23 protein-coding genes are annotated in these 19,777 nt (G+C 65.6%); 14 read left to right on the forward strand and 9 right to left on the reverse strand.

Going from position 1 to position 19,777, the window contains the following annotated elements:
• The first annotated feature begins 112 nt into the window (after positions 1-112).
• Genes ACRDTL_RS18350 through ACRDTL_RS18365 form a run of 4 tightly spaced genes read left to right on the forward strand, consistent with a single transcriptional unit; the run spans position 113 to position 3,642 of the window.
• Positions 113-1,201: an amidohydrolase family protein gene (locus ACRDTL_RS18350; RefSeq protein ID WP_431508118.1), complete on the forward strand. Its 1,089-nt coding sequence runs from the start codon at positions 113-115 to the stop codon at positions 1,199-1,201.
• Positions 1,202-1,218: 17 nt separating this feature from the next.
• Positions 1,219-2,364 (forward strand): amidohydrolase family protein, encoded by a 1,146-nt coding sequence (locus tag ACRDTL_RS18355; RefSeq protein ID WP_431508119.1) that lies wholly within the window; start codon positions 1,219-1,221, stop codon positions 2,362-2,364.
• A complete protein-coding gene (locus tag ACRDTL_RS18360) occupies positions 2,365-2,757 on the forward strand; it encodes a Rieske (2Fe-2S) protein (RefSeq protein WP_431508120.1) in 393 nt (130 codons plus the stop codon).
• 18 nt (positions 2,758-2,775) lie between these two features.
• Positions 2,776-3,642, forward strand: a complete 867-nt coding sequence (locus ACRDTL_RS18365; RefSeq protein ID WP_431508121.1) for an alpha/beta fold hydrolase — start codon at positions 2,776-2,778, stop codon at positions 3,640-3,642.
• Between the two features lie 5 nt (positions 3,643-3,647).
• Here the strand turns inward: ACRDTL_RS18365 and ACRDTL_RS18370 are convergent, their stop codons facing one another.
• Positions 3,648-4,121 (reverse strand): hypothetical protein, encoded by a 474-nt coding sequence (locus tag ACRDTL_RS18370; RefSeq protein ID WP_431508122.1) that lies wholly within the window; start codon positions 4,119-4,121, stop codon positions 3,648-3,650.
• On the opposite strand from ACRDTL_RS18370, the gene ACRDTL_RS18375 reads away from it, so the two are divergent.
• The 10 genes from ACRDTL_RS18375 to ACRDTL_RS18420 all read left to right on the forward strand — a co-directional run bounded on the left by ACRDTL_RS18375 (position 4,048) and on the right by ACRDTL_RS18420 (position 13,407).
• A complete protein-coding gene (locus ACRDTL_RS18375; protein WP_431508123.1) occupies positions 4,048-5,391 on the forward strand; it encodes an NADH-ubiquinone oxidoreductase-F iron-sulfur binding region domain-containing protein in 1,344 nt (447 codons plus the stop codon). The two genes, ACRDTL_RS18370 and ACRDTL_RS18375, sit on opposite strands and share 74 nt — an antisense overlap.
• Positions 5,392-5,399: 8 nt before the next feature.
• Complete coding sequence (locus tag ACRDTL_RS18380; protein ID WP_431508142.1) at positions 5,400-5,696, forward strand: ferredoxin; 297 nt, start codon at positions 5,400-5,402, stop codon at positions 5,694-5,696.
• Positions 5,693-7,336 (forward strand): thiolase C-terminal domain-containing protein, encoded by a 1,644-nt coding sequence (locus ACRDTL_RS18385; RefSeq protein WP_431508124.1) that lies wholly within the window; start codon positions 5,693-5,695, stop codon positions 7,334-7,336. The genes ACRDTL_RS18380 and ACRDTL_RS18385 overlap by 4 nt, the downstream gene beginning before the upstream one ends.
• Positions 7,333-8,199, forward strand: a complete 867-nt coding sequence (locus ACRDTL_RS18390; protein WP_431508125.1) for an alpha/beta hydrolase — start codon at positions 7,333-7,335, stop codon at positions 8,197-8,199. Before ACRDTL_RS18385 ends, ACRDTL_RS18390 begins: the two co-directional genes overlap by 4 nt.
• Complete coding sequence (locus tag ACRDTL_RS18395; protein ID WP_431508126.1) at positions 8,199-9,017, forward strand: NAD(P)-dependent oxidoreductase; 819 nt, start codon at positions 8,199-8,201, stop codon at positions 9,015-9,017. The genes ACRDTL_RS18390 and ACRDTL_RS18395 overlap by 1 nt, the downstream gene beginning before the upstream one ends.
• A complete protein-coding gene (locus tag ACRDTL_RS18400) occupies positions 9,014-9,805 on the forward strand; it encodes an NAD(P)-dependent oxidoreductase (protein ID WP_431508127.1) in 792 nt (263 codons plus the stop codon). The genes ACRDTL_RS18395 and ACRDTL_RS18400 overlap by 4 nt, the downstream gene beginning before the upstream one ends.
• Positions 9,806-9,907: 102 nt before the next feature.
• Entirely contained in the window at positions 9,908-11,113 is a 1,206-nt protein-coding gene (locus ACRDTL_RS18405; protein ID WP_431508128.1) for a cytochrome P450, read from the forward strand.
• Positions 11,110-11,301 (forward strand): ferredoxin, encoded by a 192-nt coding sequence (locus ACRDTL_RS18410; RefSeq protein ID WP_431508129.1) that lies wholly within the window; start codon positions 11,110-11,112, stop codon positions 11,299-11,301. The genes ACRDTL_RS18405 and ACRDTL_RS18410 overlap by 4 nt, the downstream gene beginning before the upstream one ends.
• A gap of 75 nt (positions 11,302-11,376) precedes the next feature.
• Complete coding sequence (locus ACRDTL_RS18415) at positions 11,377-11,742, forward strand: hypothetical protein (protein ID WP_431508130.1); 366 nt, start codon at positions 11,377-11,379, stop codon at positions 11,740-11,742.
• A gap of 207 nt (positions 11,743-11,949) precedes the next feature.
• Complete coding sequence (locus ACRDTL_RS18420) at positions 11,950-13,407, forward strand: HNH endonuclease signature motif containing protein (protein ID WP_431508131.1); 1,458 nt, start codon at positions 11,950-11,952, stop codon at positions 13,405-13,407.
• Between the two features lie 4 nt (positions 13,408-13,411).
• On the opposite strand, the gene ACRDTL_RS18425 is transcribed toward ACRDTL_RS18420, so the two are convergent.
• The 8 genes from ACRDTL_RS18425 to ACRDTL_RS18460 form a co-directional block, all read right to left on the reverse strand.
• Positions 13,412-13,723 (reverse strand): DUF1330 domain-containing protein, encoded by a 312-nt coding sequence (locus ACRDTL_RS18425; protein ID WP_431508132.1) that lies wholly within the window; start codon positions 13,721-13,723, stop codon positions 13,412-13,414.
• A gap of 20 nt (positions 13,724-13,743) precedes the next feature.
• Positions 13,744-13,932, reverse strand: a complete 189-nt coding sequence (locus ACRDTL_RS18430) for a ferredoxin (RefSeq protein WP_431508133.1) — start codon at positions 13,930-13,932, stop codon at positions 13,744-13,746.
• Positions 13,929-15,218 carry a cytochrome P450 gene (locus tag ACRDTL_RS18435; protein WP_431508134.1) on the reverse strand — a complete coding sequence of 430 codons (1,290 nt, stop codon included), beginning with the start codon at positions 15,216-15,218 and terminating at the stop codon, positions 13,929-13,931. Before ACRDTL_RS18435 ends, ACRDTL_RS18430 begins: the two co-directional genes overlap by 4 nt.
• Positions 15,219-15,328: 110 nt before the next feature.
• The gene (locus ACRDTL_RS18440; protein WP_431508135.1) at positions 15,329-15,844 is read right to left on the reverse strand and encodes a hypothetical protein; all 516 of its coding nucleotides are present in this window, start codon (positions 15,842-15,844) and stop codon (positions 15,329-15,331) included.
• Positions 15,841-16,440 (reverse strand): TetR/AcrR family transcriptional regulator, encoded by a 600-nt coding sequence (locus ACRDTL_RS18445; RefSeq protein WP_431508136.1) that lies wholly within the window; start codon positions 16,438-16,440, stop codon positions 15,841-15,843. Before ACRDTL_RS18445 ends, ACRDTL_RS18440 begins: the two co-directional genes overlap by 4 nt.
• A gap of 101 nt (positions 16,441-16,541) precedes the next feature.
• Positions 16,542-17,687 (reverse strand): thiolase family protein, encoded by a 1,146-nt coding sequence (locus tag ACRDTL_RS18450; protein ID WP_431508137.1) that lies wholly within the window; start codon positions 17,685-17,687, stop codon positions 16,542-16,544.
• Positions 17,688-17,790: 103 nt separating this feature from the next.
• On the reverse strand, positions 17,791-18,999 hold the full coding sequence (locus tag ACRDTL_RS18455) for a CaiB/BaiF CoA transferase family protein (protein WP_431508138.1): 1,209 nt from the start codon (positions 18,997-18,999) through the stop codon (positions 17,791-17,793).
• Positions 18,999-19,757 carry an SDR family NAD(P)-dependent oxidoreductase gene (locus ACRDTL_RS18460; RefSeq protein ID WP_431508139.1) on the reverse strand — a complete coding sequence of 253 codons (759 nt, stop codon included), beginning with the start codon at positions 19,755-19,757 and terminating at the stop codon, positions 18,999-19,001. The genes ACRDTL_RS18455 and ACRDTL_RS18460 overlap by 1 nt, the downstream gene beginning before the upstream one ends.
• Positions 19,758-19,777: the final 20 nt, after the last annotated feature.

A 19,777-nucleotide genomic window follows, 5' to 3' on the forward strand; every position in this document is an offset into this window, starting at 1 on the left:
ATCGAAATGCTTACGGGAAACCCGTTGAATGGCGGTAAAGTCGAATGTTAGATTACCTAGCGTATGGCCAGCAGGCCCGGCACAGCTGTCGGGGCCGCGGAGGGTGGTTTAGGTGATCGAACACCCGGACGGAACCCGTACGCCAGTCATCGACGCGAGCGTGCACATCTTCTTCGCGTCGACGACCGACCTGCGCGACTTTCTTCGCGAGCCGTTCAAGAGCCGAGGCTTCCCCGACTACGAGATGGACTGGTACGGGGCGCCGGGCGGCGAGTACGCCCGCGACACCCGCGGGCCCGAGCGCGGCTACCCGGGCTCGGATCCCGATTTCGTCGGCAACCACCTGTTCAACGAGCGCGGCATCGATGTCGCGGTCCTGCACCCGATGGGCCGCGGCATCATGCCCGACCGGCACCTGGGCAGCGCGCTCTGCGCGGCGCACAACGAGATGATGGTGTCGCGCTGGCTCCAGGCCGGCCAGTTCGCTGATCGGTTCCGGGGCACGATCCGACTCAACCCCGACGACATTGCCGGCGCCTTGCGTGAGCTCGCCAAGTACAAGGACCACCCGCAGGTGGTGCAGATCGGTATCCCGCTGCAATCGCGCGAACTCTATGGCAAGCCACAGTTCTGGCCGTTGTGGGAGGCGGCCGCCGAGGCGAATCTTCCGGTGGCGGTGCACATCGAAAGCGGTGAGGGCATCGCGTTTCCACCGACGCCGTCGGGGCACACCCGCACCTACGAGCAATACTTCAGTTTCATGTCGCTGAACTACCTGTATCACCTGATGAACATGATCGCCGAGGGTGTGTTCGAGCGGTTTCCCACGCTGAAGTTCGTCTGGGCCGACGGTTGTGCGGACTTTCTGACGCCGTTCATCTGGCGGATGGACACCTTCGGGCGGCCGCATCTGGAACAGACACCGTGGGCGCCGCGAATACCCAGCGACTATCTGCCCGGACACGTCTACTTCGTCCAGGGCAGCTTCGACGGCCCCGGTGACGCCGAGATCGCCGGGGAGTGGTTCGGCTTCACCGGCAAGGACGACAAGGTGATGTTCGGGTCCAGCTATCCGCACTGGCACATGAACACGCTGACGGTGCCGAACGCCTACACCGCCGAACAGCGCGACAAGCTGTGCTGGCGCAACGCCGCAAAGCTCTACGGCATAGACATTCCGGCCCAGTTGGCCGCACAGTAGATATTAGGGAGGTCACGATGACAGTGACACAGACTCAAGAACGGGTTCCCGCCGCCGAGCGGATCGCGGTCCGGTGCGTCGACTCCGACGTCCATCCGGTGCCCAAGCGCGGCGAACTGATCCAATACATCCCGGAGCCGTGGCGCAGCAAGTTCTTCGGAGACCACAAGGTCGGCGAGCTCATCTACTACGACGCTCCGGACTACGCGCACTCCTACGCGATGCGGGTGGATACCTTCCCGCCCGACGGCGAGTTCCCCGGCAGCGACCCGGATATGGCGTTTCGGCAACTGATCATGGAGGCGGGTTCGGACATCGCGATTCTGGAACCGGGCGGTCGGACACCTCGGCTGCCCGACGCCCACCAGGCGATGTCGTCGGCCCTCAACGACTGGCAGGACAACCACTGGCTGGACAGCCACAACAACTGGCACGAGCGGTGGCGCGGGTCGATCTGTATCGCGATCGAGGACCCGCAGGGGGCTGCCCGCGAGATCGAGCGATGGGCCGGCCACCCGTACATGGGGCAGATCCTGCTCAAGGCCGAGCCGCGCCCGTCGTGGGGCCACCCGATGTACGACCCGATATGGGAAGCCGCCACCAAGCACGACATCGTGGTCAGCTGCCACCTGTCCCGCAGCAATTACGAGATGCTGCCGATGCCGCCGGTCGGATTCCCCAGCTACAACCACGATTTCATGGTGACCTACTCGTTGTTGGCCGCCAACCAGGTGATGAGCCTGATCTTCGACGGCGTCTTCGACCGCTTCCCCACCCTGCGGATCGTCTTCGTCGAGCACGCTTTCAGCTGGGTGCTGCCGCTGATGTGGCGGATGGACGCGATCTACGAAGCCCGCAAGTCGCGGATGGACATCAAACGCAAGCCGTCGGAAATCCTCAAGGAGCACATCAAGTTCACTACCCAGCCGCTGGACTACCCGGAGGACAAGACGGAGTTGACCCGTGCGCTGGAATGGATGGAGTGCGACAAAATCCTGCTGTACTCCTCGGATTATCCACACTGGACGTTCGACGATCCGCGGTGGCTGGTCAAGCACCTACCCAAAGCGGCCCGCGAAGCGGTCATGTTCAAAAACGGTATCGCGACCTATCACCTCCCGGAGACGGTTCCGGTGCTCGAGGGCCAAGTACGGGTGTTCTGAGTGCCCCAAGAAGTCAAGCGGCCCCGGCTGGCCCAGGGTCGCGAACATGTTGTCGCGACGGTGGACGAGATTCCGCCAGGCACCCACAAATTGGTGCCGATCGGTCGGCACGGCGTCGGTGTTTACAACGTCAACGGTACGTTCTACGCGATCGCGAACTATTGCCCGCATCAAGGCGGTCCGCTGTGTTCAGGACGCCAACGCGGTCGCACCATCGTCGACGAAAGTGTCGCCGGTGACGCGATTATGGTGCGCGAGCTGGAATACATCTACTGCCCTTGGCATCAATGGGGTTTCGAGCTTGCAACCGGAACGACCACCGTCAAGCCGGAATGGAGTATTCGCACCTACCCGGTCCGTGTCGTCGGTAACGACGTGCTGGTGCAGGCCTGACGCTGGAGGAGAAGAGTCGTGTCTTCGATCGAGGTGAATGGCGGTAACGTCGTCTACGAAATCCTTGGCAGCTCAGGCGATCTCATCGTGCTGACGCCCGGCGGCCGGTTCAGCAAGGAGATTCCCGGCCTTCGACCGCTGGCCGAGGCACTGGTCGACGGCGGGTATCGGGTGCTGTTGTGGGACCGGCCGAACTGCGGAGCATCGGATGTGCAGTTTTACGGGCAAAGCGAATCGCATATGCGGGCCGAGACGCTGCACGGCCTACTGACCAAACTCGACCTGGGACCTTGCATCATTGCCGGCGGCTCGGGCGGCGCACGGGATTCGACGCTGACCACGATGCTCTATCCCGAGCTGGTCACCAAGCTGGTGGTGTGGAACATCGTCGGCGGTATCTACGGCACATTCGTCCTGGGTTCCTATTACGTTGTGCCCAACATTCTCGCGGCTCGCGGAACCGGAATGCATGCGGTGATGAAGGTGCCCGAGTGGCGTGAGCGGATCGAGGAGAACCCGGACAACAAACAGCGATTCCTCGATTTCGACCGCGACGAGTTCCTCAAGGTGATGCTGCGCTGGCTGGGCGCGTTCGTTTCCAAGCCGGGGCAGACCATCCCCGGCGTCGACGACGAAATGTTCAACCGCATCACGGTCCCCACGCTGATCATCCGTGGCGGCGAGAACGACTGGGATCATCCCAAGCGGACATCGCTGGAGGTCAGCTGCCTGATCAAGGGATCGGTGCTGATCGATCCGCCGTGGCCGGAGGATGCGTGGGAACGTGCGGCCGAGGAGCGCGCAGCCGGCAAGGTGGATCGCTTCAACATGTTCGACACCTGGGTGCAGGCCGCGCCCGCGATTCTGGAATTCCTGGGGTCGTGATGTCTTTACCTGGTGAGGATGTGAACCTCGCAGTTGAGCGACGCCTCCAGGGCGGTGTGGATCCGACTTTCCGGGATACGCTCCAGATCGCTCTGCCGCAGAGTCACGTAGACGACGTCGAACCCGTCGTCGCCGGGCACTCGCCTGATCTCGCCGGTGAGGCCGAACCCGGACAGCACGCCGTGGGCGTCGTCGTCGGTTCCCCTGCTGACGTAGGTGACCACTCCGGCTACCGGAACGGTGCGGAAAGCCTTCGCGCACAACTCTACTGCGGCCTGCTTGAGAGTGTCGGCGTCGTTGCCGGCGATCAGCAGCTCCACCTCGCGGCGGCCAACCGGCATCGCCGCGAGGTCGATGTGCACTATCTCGGCGCCGGCCGCCTCGCCGAGTCCACGGAGCGTGCTCATGCCCTGGTCTAACTCCGCCGGTGTCAGCGCACCCGACGGGTCGACACCGACCCGCACCACCGCTGTTCGCACATGCGCAAGCTTAACCGTCGCCGCCCGGCCGGGCTGCACCCCGCGGTTGCTGCGCGAACACCCGGGTCGCGAGGATTACGGGGCATATCGGGAACTCGGCGGCTACCGACCATTGGCGTCGGCCGACGACCTGCTCGACGAGGTCGAACGCAGCGGGCTGCTCGGCCGCGGTGGCGCGGCGTTCCCGCTTGCGACGAAACTCCGCACCGTACGCGCCAACGGACGCTTCGCCGGCGGCGCCGTCGTTGTCGCGAACGGCGAAGAAGGAGAACCGGCTTCGATCAAGGATCGCTGGTTGCTGCGCAACCGACCGCACCTGGTTCTGGATGGGCTGCGGTTGGCCGCGGCGATCGTGGCCGCCGACCGTGCCTACGTTTATCTGTCCGACCCGGAATCTGCCCGCAGCGTCGAGGCGGCGCTCGCCGAACTCGACGCTTTCCGTGTGCCGGTGGACGTGTGGACGGTCGATCCCGGATACATCGCCGGCGAAGAGACCGCGGCCGTGCGGGCACTCAACGGCGGTCCGGTCAAGCCGACCGACAAGCCGCCCAGGCCGTTCCAGCAAGGGGTCGGCGGGCGGCCCACGCTGGTGAGCAATGTCGAGACGCTGGCCAATCTGGCCTACCTACAGCAACACGGTGCGGCGGAGTTCCGGACACAGGGTACGGCTACGTCCCCGGGTACCTTGCTGATGACGATCACCGGCGCCGGCCGGCCGCCCGTTCTCTACGAGATACCGCACGGCCTGCCGTTCACCGAACTTCTTGCGCTACACGGCGTTTCACCCGACCAGGTCACAGGCGTGCTGATGGGCGGCTATTTCGCCGGAATGCTCAACCGTGGCGTGCTCGATGCCGCCCTGGACCACGACACGCTGCGCGGACTCGGCTGCGGGCTGGGTGCCGGGGCCATCACGGTGATCACCGACGACTGTCCCGTCGCCATCGCCGCGTCGGTGCTGGCGTACTTCGATCGGGAAAACGCCGGACAGTGCGGCTCGTGTTTCAACGGCACCGCCGCGATGGCCGCGGTCGGCGCCGCGCTGCGCGACGGTGTGGCGACCGGCGAGGATCTCGACCGGCTGCGGCGCTGGTCGGTGATGCTGCGCGGCCGCGGCGCCTGCGCGACCCTGGACGCCGCCTGCAACATTGCGGGCAGCCTGCTCGATCAATTCCCGCACGCGGTGGACCGCCATCTCGAAAACGTGTGCCAGCCTTGCCGTGTCGGTGCGTTCCGCGCCGATCGGCCCTACGAAGTGGAACCACCGTGAGCGAGCGCATGAAGATCCGTCTCGACCGCACCATCTGCGACGGCTTCGGCAACTGCGCCAAGCACGCGCCCGGCTACTTCTCGCTCGACGACTGGGGATACGCGTCGCTGATCGGTGACGGCACCGTCGCCGAGGAGGACGAGGAAGCGGTCACCCGCGCACTGCTGGACTGTCCGGTGCACGCCATCATGGAGATCGGTGAGCGGCGACCCGACGACGCCCATCCGCCGTCGAGCAGCCCGGAAGACCCGGCCGCAGACCTCAAAACCGAAGCGAACGAGGCGGAGTGGGGGTTCACCCGGTGACGGGACGCCCGCTGCCACTGGTCACTCCGGAGAATGAGTTCTACTGGACGTCGGGCGCCGACGGCACACTGCGGCTGGCCGAATGCGCCGACTGCACGGCGCTCATCCATCCGCCCGCTCCGGTGTGCCGGTATTGCCGCTCGCACAACATAGGCGTGCGGGCGGTCTCCGGCCGGGCGACGCTGGCCGGATTCACCGTCAATCACCGGTTCAGCCTGCCCGGACTGCCGGCCCCCTACGTGGTGGCGCAGGTGGCGATCGTGGAGGATCCGCGGGTCCGGCTGACCACGAACATCGTCGAGTGCGATGCCGATCGGCTGGAGTTGGGTCAACCGGTCGAGGTGGTCTTCGAACACGTCGAAGACGTGTGGCTGCCGCTGTTTCGTCCGGCAGCCGGCGCCAAAGCTGATTTGCCCGTGGACGAGATTGCGCCGGAGCGCTTCGGCGACTACGTCCGTCCCATGCTCACCCGGGAAAAGTTCGAGGACAGCGTCGCCCTCACCGGAATCGGCATGTCGGACATCGGGCGCCGATTGATGGTGCCGCCGCTTGAGCTGACGGTCCAGGCGTGTGAGGCCGCGATCGCCGACGCCGGACTGAGGCTCGGCGACATCGACGGCCTGTCAACGTATCCCGGCGGGGGCAATCTCGGCGGGTTCGGCGAGGGTGGGATCACCGCGCTCGAGGCCGCGCTGGGCATCCGGCCGGTGTGGCACAACGGCGGCATCGAGACCTTCGGTCCGGGCGGTTCGGTGATCGCGGCGATGCTCGCGGTCGCTGGCGGGCTGGCCCGTCATGTGTTGTGTTTCCGGACACTGTGGGAAGCCACCTACACCGAACTGATGAAGCGGCGCAAGATCGTCCCGCCCGGTGGACGCACCACCAGTTGGCTGATGCCGTTCGGGGCTACCTCCGCGGCGCACACCCTGGCGCAAAACGCGCAGCGCCACTTCCACCGGTACGGCACGACGAAAGAGACTCTGGGCTGGATCGCGTTGAACCAGCGCGCCAATGCCGAACTCAACCCGACTGCGGTCTATCGATCCCCGATGACGATGGAGGACTATCTGGGCGCGCGGCCGATCACCACACCGTTCGGGCTTTACGACTGTGACGTGCCCTGTGACGGGGCAATCGCCGTCGTCGTCTCCGCGGTCGATGCCGCCCGCGACCTGGCCAAACCGCCGGTGCTGGTGGAGGCGGTTGGGACGCAGATCATCGAGCGGATCGACTGGGACCAAAGCACATTGACCCATGAGCCCCAGGTGCTCGGCCAGTCCGCGCATCTGTGGTCACGCACGTCGCTGAAACCCGAAGACGTCGACCTCGCGGAGCTCTACGACGGGTTCACGATGAACTGTCTGTCCTGGATCGAGGCGTTGGGGTTCTGCGGAATCGGCGAGGCCAGGGAATTCCTGGATGGCGGTAAGAACATTGCCCGCGATGGCCTGTTGCCACTCAACACCCACGGCGGCCAGCTCTCGCACGGACGCACCCACGGCATGGGTCTGCTGCACGAAGCCGTCAGCCAGCTGCGTGGCGAAGCGGGTGAGCGCCAGGTCGCTGGTGCCCGCGTCGGTGTGGTCAGCAGCGGCGGCCTGACACCCAGTGGCGTGCTGCTGTTACGGGCCGACGGATGACTGCGCCACGCCCCCGAGTCGTCGTAGTCGACGGGGTACCGATGTCAGCGCTGCTGACCGAGGCCGCGCAACCACGTGCGGTCGTGCTGGCGCTGCACGGCGGGGGCACCACCGCAGCGTATTTCGACTGTCCGGGGCATCCGTCGTTGTCGTTGCTGCGAACCGGTGCCGCGCTCGGGTTCACCGTGATCGCCCTCGACCGACCCGGCTATGGCAGCTCCGCGCCGTACTCGGAAGCAGTGGCAGAGCCGGCGCAGCGGGTGCAGCTCACCTACGGCGCGGTCGATCGCATTCTGGGCGAGCGTCCGCGCGGGGCAGGACTGTTCGTGGCGGCCCATTCGAACGGCTGCGAGCTGGCGTTGCGGATGGCCGCCGACAACGACGATCTACTCGGCATCGAAATGGCCGGCACCGGAAGGCATTACCACCCGGCTGCGCACAAGGTCTTGAAGGCCGCCAGCGCGACCCACCGGCCACCCGGCCTGCGTGAACTGCTGTGGCACCCAACGGAGCTGTATCCGGCCGAGGTGCTCGGCGGGATCACCAATGCCGCCACCGGCGCTCCATACGAGGCGGCGATGGTGACCAGCTGGCCGCACCACGACTTCCCTTCGCTGGCCGCCCGAGTGCGAGTCCCGGTGCAATTCAGCGTCGCCGAACACGAAAAGGTCTGGCAGTCCGACCCTGCGGCGATGGCCGAGATCACCGCCATGTTTTCCGCCTCACCCCAATTCAGGATCAACGAGCAATCCGGCGCGGGCCACAATCTCAGCCTCGGCCACACCGCCGCGGCGTACCACCAGAGCGTCTTCGCGTTCGCCGAAGAATGTGTTGCTACACAAGGCGATTTGGAGGCCGGTTGATGCATATCGGATTCATCGGGCTGGGCAGCCAGGGCGGCCCCATGGCCAGGCGGATCATCGAGGCCGGCTATCCCACGACGCTATGGGCGCGCAGACCCGCATCGCTTGAGCCATTCGCCGACACCGCGGCCAAAGTCGCCGGGTCACCGGCCGAACTCGCCGCGGCCAGCGACCTGATCTGCCTGTGCGTGGTCGGCGACCCCGACGTCGAAGAACTGGCCGGCGGCGAGAACGGGCTGCTGGCCGGTGCCAAGCCGGGCAGCGTCATCGCCGTGCACAGCACCGTACACCCCAGTACATGCCGTGCTTTGGCTGAAGGTGCTGCTGCACAGGGCGTCTCGGTGATCGACGCGCCAGTCAGCGGCGGCGCTCCGGCGGTGGCGGAAGGTCGCCTACTCATGATGGTCGGTGGTGACGCGGATGTGATTGAGCGCTGCCTCCCGGTGTTCGAAACCTATGCCGATCCCGTCGTACACCTCGGTGATCTGGGCTCCGGGCAAACCGCCAAGCTGCTGAACAACCTGCTGTTCACCGCCAACCTGGGAACCGCGGCTACCGCGCTGACTCTCGGCGAGGCTCTCGGCGTCGTGCCGGACCGCCTCACCGAGGTCATCACGCATGGCAGTGGGAACAGCTTCGCGCTCAACGCTCTTGGTGGTGATATTGCCGGTTTGGGCCGGCTTGCCGGCCTTGCGGGAGCGCTGCTGCAGAAGGATGCCCGCTTGATCGCCGACCTTGCCGGTGCCGCCGCGGTCCCCGGCGGGGCCGTGCTCGATGCGGCCGACGCCACCCTGGCACTGATGGACCACCCGCGGTGAAAATCGGATTCGTCGGCGCCGGCCGGATGGGCAGCCCGATGGTGGCCCGTCTGGTCGAGGCCGGCCACGACGTCGCCGCGCTGGGGCGCTCCGACGAGAAGCGGGCCGCCGTCGCCCAATTGGGTGCGACGGCAGTGGCCGACACGGCCGAGCTGAGCAGCTGGGCCGAGGTCGTCGTGGTGTGCGTTTTCACCGACGAACAGGTGCGCCAGGTTTGCCTACAAGGCGAGCTACTCGCGTGCATGGCGCGCGGTTCGACGCTTGTAGTGCACACCACCGGAAGTCCCCGCACGGTTGAGACGCTCGCCGACCGGGCTACGGGTATCGACGTGGTGGACGCCCCGGTGAGCGGGGGACCACACGATGTGGCGGCCGGTGAGCTGACCCTGTTCGTCGGCGGCGCCGACGATGCGGTGGCGCGGGTGCGGCCGGTGCTGAGCTGCTATGGCGATCCGGTGCTGCACGTCGGCCCGCTCGGCGCCGGCCAGAAGGTCAAGCTGGTCAACAACGCGTTGTTCGCGGCGCATATCGGGCTGCTGTCGGGTTCGGTCGACCTCGGGACGCGCCTCGACATCCCGGAGTCGACGTTGCTGGCCGCACTTGTCCACGGCAGCGCCACCAGCCGGGTGCTGGAGATCGTCGCGGCAAGCGGCTCCGTGACCTCGTTTTCCCAGCTGGCCGGCCAATTCGTCGACAAGGATGTCGCTGTGCTCCGGAGCATCGCCGCCGAGCTCGGCAGCGATCTCGGCGTGCTCGATGGCGTCATTGAGGTCGCCGTAAGGCGATGAGTGAGTGTTTTCTTCGCGGGAAAAGTGGTTTACCGTTACCGTTACAGTCGAGCATTCCGTCGTAATGGTTCCAGCCGCCGATCCCGCCGCCGAGGAGATCCAATGACCAAGCCGAAGGTCGTCTTCGATCCGTTCTCCGAGGAGTTTTTCAACAACCCCTCCGACGTATATCGACGGATGCGTGAGGAGGCGCCGCTCTTCTACGACGAGCAAGAGGACTTCTATGCGCTGACCCGCCACGAGGACGTGGCGGCCGCGTTCAAGGATTTCGAGACCTACTCGTCGGCGCGGGGTTGCGACTTGGCGATGGTGCGCAAGGGCGTGCCGATGGAGCAGAAGTCGATCATCTTCATGGACCCGCCCGAGCACCGGCACATGCGCAGCCTGCTCAACAAGGCGTTCACGCCCCGGGCCATCCAATCGCAGCGGGATACCGTCGTCGAAGTCGTCGAGAAATATCTGGGCGCGGCCGACCCCGAGCACTTCGACGTCGTGCAGGAATTCTCCGGACCGTTCCCGGTCGAGGTGATCACCACGATGATGGGGGTGCCGGAGGAATTCCGCCAACAGGTGCGGCACTGGATCGACACCAGCCTGCACCGCGAACCAGGGCAGATCGAGGTCAGTGAGGCCGGCATGCAGGCCAACATCGACAGCGCGATGTACTACTTCGGCCTGGTGCAGCAGCGACGCGAAAAGCCTGAGGAGGACTTCATCACCAGGTTGATCGCCGCCGAGGTTCCCGGCGACGATGGCCAGCTGCGCAAGCTCGACGACATTGAAATCACGGGCTTTGCAGTACTTTTGGGCGGCGCAGGCGCCGAAACCGTCACCAAGCTGACTGGTAACGCGACGGTGATTTTCGCCCGCAATCCTGACCAGTGGCAGAAGCTACTCGACGACCGCAGCAAAATTCCGGGTGCGGTCGAAGAGCTGCTGCGCTACGAAGGACCGGTCCAGTACAACGTCCGCTACACCCTCAAAGAGGCACACGTCAGCGGTGGTGTAATTCCCGCGGGCAAACCGGTGTTCTTGTGCGGTGCCGCGGCGAATCGCGATCCAGATGCCTTCACCGACGCCGACGTGTTCGACATCGACCGGGACCAGACCCAGGCACAGCACCTCGGTCTCGGGTACGGAATTCACAGTTGCCTGGGTGCGGCGTTGGCCCGCATGGAAAGCAGGATCGCACTGGAGAAGCTGCTCGACTTCATGCCGCGCTACGAAGTGGATTGGGATGGCCTGCAACGCGTTCACATGCAGAACGTCGCGGGCTACCAGAATGTGCCGGTGAAGGTGATTCGGTGAGGGTAGAAGTCGACTACGGTCTGTGCGAAAGCAACGGGGTGTGCATGGGCATCAACCCCGAGGTGTTCGATCTCGGCGATGACGACGTGTTGAGGATTCTCAAGCCGGAAATCACGCCAGAGACCGAAGAGGACGTGCGGCAGGCGGTTCGTCAATGCCCGCGGCAAGCCCTGTCGATCAAGGAATAGGGGTCGGGCCCTGGCATCTCCCGCGATGCGGTGTAAAAACAGGGTGACCGGGAGTGATTAAGGAAGGCGGCAACGATGAAACGATCAACCGCCGTGATCGCGGCGACGTTGTCGACTGTGTCGGTCGTCGCCGCACCCGCCGTGGCCGACGCCAATCCCGATGCTCACATGCCAGACGTAAAAACCGGCTACTGCCCTGGGGGTAGCGGCTCGGAACCCATCAACATCATCCCCGGTGCGGGCTATGCTGCGCTGGGCTACTACTGCGACGGCGTTCCCTACGCGGACGGTTCGCACTGGCGTTATGTCCAGTTCCCCATACCGTATTCGATGATGGGCGACCCGCAGCAGGTCGCTTCCTACGGACTCCACTGCGTAACCTCCGACGAATTGGTGCAGGCCTCGCTGGCGCCGCCTGGAGGCTGCGACGGTGCAGTCTAAGCCACGGTGCGTCCATCAGTGATCGCGGCCACGCGTGGTACTACGTCATCGTCCTCGACCTGCTGGTGCAGGGCTGGTCCGGCGGGGCTTCGTATCAGCTGGGACCCTAAGCCTGGAGTTATCCACAGTTGGCGCTTTATCCACAACGTACCGGGCGGGCGCGGGTTCGGGGCATTCGTGTCAGACCGTGCCGGCATCATCGAAGGCATGGCTGAAGCCGGTCGTTCTTCGTCTGCCGCAGCGGTATTGGTGGACCGCATGTGCGCGGCGTCGCGCGCCGAGAACCAAGGCGCCGGCCACCGGCTCGCGGCGATCGGCGAGCTTCATGTGTTGCGGGCGCGTGAGTCTGGGGGCTGTGAGGACTGGGCGACCGACACCTGGGACGCGGTGACCGCAGAGGTGGCCGCGGCGTTGCGGATCAGCCCCGCGCTGGCGTCGAGCTACGTCGGGTATGCCCGCAGCATGCGCAACGAGCTGCCCCGGGTGGGAGCGCTGCTGGTGGCCGGTGACATCAGTTATGGCACGTTTCAGACCATCGTCTACCGCACCGACTTGATCACCGATCCCGACGTGATGGCCGCTGTCGACGCCGAACTTGCCGCCAAAGTGCGGCGCTGGCCCTCGCTGACCCGCAGCCGCCTGGCCGCCCTGGTCGACAAGGTGGTGGCCCGGGCCGATCGCGACGCAGTGCGCAGGCGCCGCGAACAGCAGGCGGATCGGGAGTTCTCGATCTGGGACAGCGGCAATGGCCTGACGGAGGTCTTCGGCAGGCTGATCACCACCGACGCCCACGTGGTGGACGCGCGGTTAGATGCGTTGGCCGACACGGTATGTGCCGAGGATCCGCGCACCCGCAAACAGCGCCGCGCCGACGCCATGGGCGCGTTAGCCGCCGGAGCCGACCGGTTGGCGTGCCGTTGCGGGCGTGCAGACTGCTCTGCCGGCGCGACACCGGCGCCGGGACCGGTGGTGATTCACGTGGTCGCGGAACAGGACAGTATCGACGGCACTGGACAAACACCGGGCTCGTTGATCGGCGCTGATGCCCTCATCCCCGCCGAAATGCTCGCCGAGCTGGCCCGCTCGGCGCGGCTGCGCCCACTGGTTCATCCCACCGACGCACCACCAGAATCCGGCTACACGCCGTCGCGGGCGTTGGCCGATTTCGTCCGCTGCCGCGATATGACGTGTCGGTTCCCGGGCTGCGATCGACCGGCGGTAACTTCCGATCTTGACCATACAATCCCCTACGGCGACGACGGCCCCACGCACGCATCGAATCTCAAATGCCTTTGCCGCCTTCATCATTTGATAAAGACTTTCTGGGGCTGGCACGATACACAGCTGCCCGACGGCACCGTGATTTGGAGTTCGCCAGCTGGGCACATCTACGTCACCACCCCGGGCAGCGCCCTGCTGTTTCCCGGCCTCTGCGCCCCGACCGGCGAATTGGACCCGCCCAAGCCGACACGTACCGACCGCCGCGCTGATCGCGGTGTGATGATGCCCAAGCGACGTCGTACCCGCGCCCAGAACCGCGCCAACTACATCGCCGGCGAACGCCGGCAAAACCACAAAGCCCGAGAAGGCCGTCGCCTTGCCCAACAAGCAGCCCGGTTCGGCCCCGCAGCACCCGACAACGACGACGAGCCGCCGCCGTTTTAACGGCTCAGCCAGGAATCGACGGCATTTCGAATCCGCTGAGAATCACCGCATGGCAGTCGGCGGCCGCCTGTCGCAATTTCGCCGCCTTTTGGTAGGCCTCGGACTCGTACCAGGCGCGGGCCGCATCCACCGATTCGAATTCCAGCACGACGGTCTGGTCGCCGTGCCAGGTGCCTTCGATCACCTTGGGTGCGGTGTCCACCGCGAGTATGTTGACACCGCCCATCGCCGCTCCCGCGGCCTGAGCGTAGGCCTTCATACCCTCCGGGTCTTTGATGGCCTCGGTGAGGATGACATAGCCTTTAGCGGTCACCAAGTATCTCCTTGTTTTCCAAGTTAACTCGCCTCGATGGCCTGTTCGGGACACTCTTTGACGGCGTCGCGAACCGCATCCTCGAACTCGGCAGGAATCTCGGATACCGTCACCGTCGAATAGCCGTCCTCGTTGAGTTCGAAGACCGACGGGCAGATCGTGGTGCAGATCCCGTGGCCACGGCAGCGATCCTCGTCGACTCTGGCTTTCATGCCGGGTTCTCCGGAGAAGGCGTGAATTCCAGATGCAATTCGGTGAGACCGCGCAGGATATAGGTCGGGACATATTGGTAGCGACGCTCACCCGCCGGCCCGTGCTTGGCGTCCGAAATCCTGATCTCGTCAGTCCGATCGAGCAGGCGCTCGATCGCCACCCGGGTTTCGGCTCGGGCAAGCGGCGCGCCGGGACAGCTATGAATCCCCCGGCCGAATGCGATGTGTTGTCGCGCGTTCTTGCGGGTCGGGTCAAAGGTATCCGGGTTCTCGAACCTGCGCGGATCCCGGTTGGCAGCACCGTTGACCACCATCACCGTTGTGCCGGCAGGGATTTCGACTCCGCCTAAGGTGACCGGAACCCGGGAGAGCCGAAAGTCGCCCTTGACCGGACTCTCGATCCGCAGTGCCTCTTCGATGAAGTTCGGGACCAGGCTGCGGTCATTGCGCAACTGCTGCTGGATATCCGGGCTCTCACCGAGTACCTGAAGCGCGGCACCGAGCAGGCGCACGGTGGTCTCCTGGCCCGCGGAGAACACGTTGGTGGCCACCCGCGCCACGTCGGTCACATCGGGGACGGACCCGTCGGGGAACGTCGCGGTCGCCAGGCCGGTCAGCACGTCATCGTGCGGCGCGCGGCGGCGGTCTTCGATGTAGTCGGAGAAGGTCCCGTAGAGAAACTCCAACGGGCTGTGCGCCAACGACTTTTCCTCAGTGCTGCCGATGCCTCCGCCGGTGTGGCGGTGGATGTTGTTGACGAAGTCGTTCCGGTCCTCCTCGGGCACACCGAGCAGGTCGGCGATGACCAGTAGCGTAAACGGACCGGCGAAGCCCCGGATGAATTCGCCCTCACCCGACGCGAGAAACGTGTCGAGCACCCGGTCGGCGAGCACCCACATGGCGTCCTCGTTTTCCTTGAGGCGCTTGGGGGTGATCAACCGCATCAGCAACGCGCGATGGTTCGTGTGCGTGGGCGGGTCGAGTGTCGGCAACTGGTCGCTGAACGGTAGTTCGGCGCGGTGCTGCTCGATCAGGTCCGTCACGTCGTCGCCCTCGAGCGGTACCGGGAAGCCGGGGAACGGACCGGTCACCGAGATGCACGACGAGAACGTCTCGGCATCGTTGGCCACCTGGACCGCCTCGTCCCAGCCGGTCACCATCGTCACCCCGTGATGCGGCTCGCGGGTGACCGGACACTGCTGTCGCAGTGCTTCGAAGTACGGGTAGGGATTCTCGACTAGCCGCTTGTCCTTGAAGAAATCCATCGCGGTGCAGTCGTTCACCATCTGCCGCTCCCGTTCGCGCAATCTCGGCTAGTGAGAATGTTCCTCTCAACAATGAGTATTAGATTTCCACAGGGTACGCCTCGACGTCAACGGGGCCGTGCCGCTCGCGCTTAGCTGGCCGGAATGAGGTCGGCCGCGACGGAGGGGCACGCCACGACCCCGCTGCGGAATGTCTCGGTCGGCCCGACCTCGATTTCGCCGGTCGCCGGGACCGAGGCCGCCGCCATCGCCTGGGCCTTGAATGCCTTGGCTGCAGCACTCAGCCGGTGGTGGACCAATCCGACGCTCTCATCGAGCTCGGCGGGCCAGGTCTCGCCCCAGAGCGTAACTTCGGTGACGCCGCGATCGAGGGCCGCCAGCACGCCTCCCCGAACCCGTGAATCACATCCGACCAGGTCTGCGGCGACCGCGAGAGTCTGGGGCTTCGGACGTTGTCCCACCGACTCCAGCGCGTGTTCGAGGTCGATGATCGAAGCGCCGAGGATCTGCAATGGGCGTTCGTCGGGGTGCTCAGCGACCAGGACCGTCACGTCCCAGCCGGCCATCGCCCGGTCGAACAGCCAGCCGCCGGCGAACCTCACCACATCGATGACGTTCGCCGCCACGACGTCGAGCCGGTATCTCATGTCGTGCTCGGCGGCGTGAAGTCGCGTGCGAGCGTCTCCGCGTATTCCTTGAACACCTCGGTCAGTGGTATCGAGGGATCGAGCAACCATGTGGTTTCCATTCCGTTGACGAAAGCAATGATTTCTATTGCCTTGACGGCAGCGTCCATATCGGCGCGGTACCGGCCGGCCGCCTGACCGCTCCGAATGAGCGCGGCGACGATGTCGATCGCATCCCGGTACCGGGTAAACAGGCGATCGTGCAGCGGAGCGTCGGGAAGGATGTTCTCGACCAGCAGCACGGTGAACGCCCCCATTAGTTCGGGGGTGCGCTCGAACCGCTCGGGAACCCGCGCAATTTCCGTGACGAGGTCGCCGGCACGGTTGGCATGGGCGTCGTCGTCGGCGTCGCGGGCGTCGAGCACCGCGTGCAGCAGCTTTTCCTTGGACTCGAAGTGATGCAGCAGACCGGCGGGACTGACCCCGGCCTCACCGGCGATCTGGGCCAGGGTCGTATTGCGCCAGCCGTTACGGGTCAGCAGCCGCTTGGCGACCTCGAGAATCCGCTGTTTGCGGTCCTCACCTTTGGCCAGCAACGTGTCATACGGTCGTGTCACCGGACTCCCTCGTCCAACCAACCTGGTGAACACACAGTAGGTTGGATTGCCGCGTGTGACAAGGGTCTCAACCCGCCCAGTTGTCGCGACGGTCTGATCTGTTAAGCAACAAGTTCCACCAGTGTGGCGTTGGCGGTACCGCCGCCTTCACACATGGTCTGTAATCCGTAACGGATTCCGTTGTCCCGCATGTGGTGCGCCATCCGGGTCATCAACACCGCGCCGGAAGCGCCGAGTGGGTGGCCGAGTGCGATGGCACCGCCCAGCGGGTTGAGCCGGTCCGGGTCGACGTCAGTCTCGGCGAGCCACGCCAGCGGCACCGGGGCGAACGCCTCGTTCACCTCGAACACACCCACCTCTGCCAACGACACCCCGGCCTTGGCCAGCACCTTCTCGGTGGCCGGAATGGGGCCGGTGAGCATCAACACCGGATCCGCCCCGGTTACCGCCCCGGCCCGATACCGCACCAGCGGAGTCAGGCCCAGCTCCAGCGCCATGGCCGCAGTGGTGACCAACAGGGCCGCCGCGCCGTCGGAGATCTGCGAGGAGTTACCGGCGTGGATCACCCCGTCGTCGACGAACGCGGGTTTGAGTGTGGCCAGTTTCTCGACGGTGCTTCCCCGCCGCACTCCCTCGTCTTGGGTGACCGCGGTGTCGTCGACGAACACCGGGACGATCTGCTCCGTGAATGCGCCCCTGTCCTGGGCCCCGGCGGCCCGCTGGTGCGACAGCACCGAGTACTCGTCGAGTCGGCTGCGGGAAAGCCCCCATTTCTTGGCGATCATCTCGGCGGAAAGTCCCTGATTGAAGGAGAAATCGTTATAGCGGGCAAGGACTTTGGGCCCGTAAGGCATCCCCAGGGTCCGAGCCGCGCCCAGCGGCACCCGGCTCATCACCTCGACACCGCCGGCCACCACGACGTCCTGCTGGCCGGACATCACCGCCTGCACCGCGAAGTCGAGCGCCTGCTGGCTGGAACCGCACGCCCGGTTGATCGTGGTGCCCGGGATGCTCTCCGGCCAGCCGGCGGCCAGCACCGCGTAGCGACCGATGTTGCTGGATTGATCCCCGACCTGCGACACGCAACCCCAGACGACGTCGTCGATGATCCCCGGGTCGATGCCGGTGCGTTGGATCAATTCGTTGAGAACGATCGCGGACAGGTCAGCGGCGTGCATGGTCGATAGCCCGCCGTTGCGCTTGCCGACCGGGGTGCGCACCGCGTCGACGATGACTGTTTCACGCATTCCTTTGCTCCGATCTCGATACTGCCCATCGACCAGTAAACGACGGCTCCCGGCGCTCGGCGAACGCGGCCTAGGCTTCCGAAGCACACGGGTTCATCGGACGTCAGCGGTAGGCCGGTCCGATCGCGCCTTGCTCACGCAACGCGGTGATCTCGTCGTCGGCGATGCCGAGCTCGGCCAGTACCGAGTCGGTGTGCTCGCCGAGCCCGGGCACCGCGCCCATCGGGGGGCGGTAACCGGCGATGACGGGCGGCGGCAGCAAGGCCCGGATCGGGCCCGCGGGCGTGTCGACCTGAGCCCACCGATCGCGGGCAGTCAGCTGTGGGTGCTCCAGCACCTCGCTGGGCAGGTTGTAGCGGGCGTTGCCGATCCCGGCGGCATCCGCGGTTTTCTGCACGTGTTCGAGGTCGTGAGCCGCGCACCAGGCCCCGATGGCCTCGTCGAGGATGTCACGGTGCGCGACCCGGCCGGCGTTGGAAGCGAACCGCTGGTCGTCGGCCAGGTCGTCGCGTTGCAGAATGCCCCGGGAAAGCCGTTGCCATTCCCGGTCATTGGTGGTGCCCAGCACCACGGTCTGCCGATCGGCGGTGCGGTAGGCGCCGTAGGGCGCCACCGCCGGCGAGCTCATGCCCAGCGGCTGCTGGTCGATACCGGAGTGCTGGGTGTAGGTCAGCGGGTAGCCCATCAGATCGGTCATGGTGTCGAACAGGCTCACGGTGACCGATTTTCCTGCGACACGCCCACAGTCTCGCGAGTGCAGCAACGCGAGAATCGACAGCGCCGAGTACAGCCCGGTGCTGATATCGGCCACCGGCGGTCCGGATTTGGCCGGGGCGCCGAGCGCCCCGGTGACCGCGCACGCCCCGGCTTCGGCCTGGGCGAGCAGGTCGTAGGCGCGTTTGTGCGACAAGGGGCCACCGGCCCCGTAGCCGTCGATCTCGACGGCGATCAGGTCCGGGTGGCGTACCGCCAGGTCGTCGGGCATGATGCCCAGCCGCCCGGTTGATCCCGGGGCGAGGTTGGACACCAACGCGTCGGCGCGGTCGAGCAGCCGGTGCAGGATATGAAGCCCCGCAGTGGATTTCACGTCCACCGTGACCGACTCTTTGCCCCGGTTGGCCCACACGAAATGCGCGGCGAGTCCGTTGACGACGTCGTCGTAGTGACGGGCGAAGTCGCCGCCCATGGGGTTTTCCACCTTGATGACCCGGGCCCCGAAATCGGCGAGCACCCGGGTGCACATCGGGGCCGAGACCGCCTGTTCCAAAGCCACCACGGTGATTCCCGCCAGCGGCGCCGCCGAGCCGGCCATCAGATCACCATGCCGCCGTCCACCGGCAGCACCTGCCCGGTGATGTAAGAGGCCGCATCGGAGGCGAGAAACACGAATGCGCCGGCGATCTCTTCCGGCTCGGCCCACCGCCGCAGCGGGATGCGGTTCATCATGTTGGCCGCAAACTTCTCGTTGGTCCGGATGGTTTCGGTCATCGGGGTCGCGGCCAGCGGCGCCAGCGCATTGACGAGGATGTTCTTCGTGGCGAACTCGCGGGCACAGGACTTTGTCAAACCGATGATCCCCGCCTTGGCAGCGGAGTAGTTGACCTGACCGAGGGTGCCGGTCAAGCCCGCCGCCGACGTCACGTTGATGACGCGCCCAGTACCGTCGGTGGGAATGTACGGCATCGCGGCCTGTGTGCAGTTGAAAGCGCCCATCACGTGGATGTCGAACAACAACCGGAACGAATCCTGGGTGGTCTTGTCGAACATCGCGGGTTGCGTCACGCCCGCGTTGTTCACCAGAATGTGTAGCTTGCCATCGGCAAGTGCAGCCGCTTGGGCGACCGCGGCGTCCGCGGACTCGCGGTCCGAGACATCCAGCGCAGCAGACTCGGCGCGTCGTCCAGACGACGAAATCTGTCCTGCTACAGCAGCTGCGGAGTCCTTGTTCAGGTCGGTGACAAGCACGGCCGCACCCGCGTCAGCCAGGGCTTCGGCGACTGCAGAGCCGATACCTCCCGCGGCACCAGTGACCAGCGCTGCGCGGCCGGACAAATCGAAATACCGGCTCACCTAGTAGCTCCTCGGCAGTT

Source organism: Mycobacterium sp. (genome assembly GCF_050700595.1).
In the GTDB taxonomy this organism is placed as follows: domain Bacteria; phylum Actinomycetota; class Actinomycetes; order Mycobacteriales; family Mycobacteriaceae; genus Mycobacterium.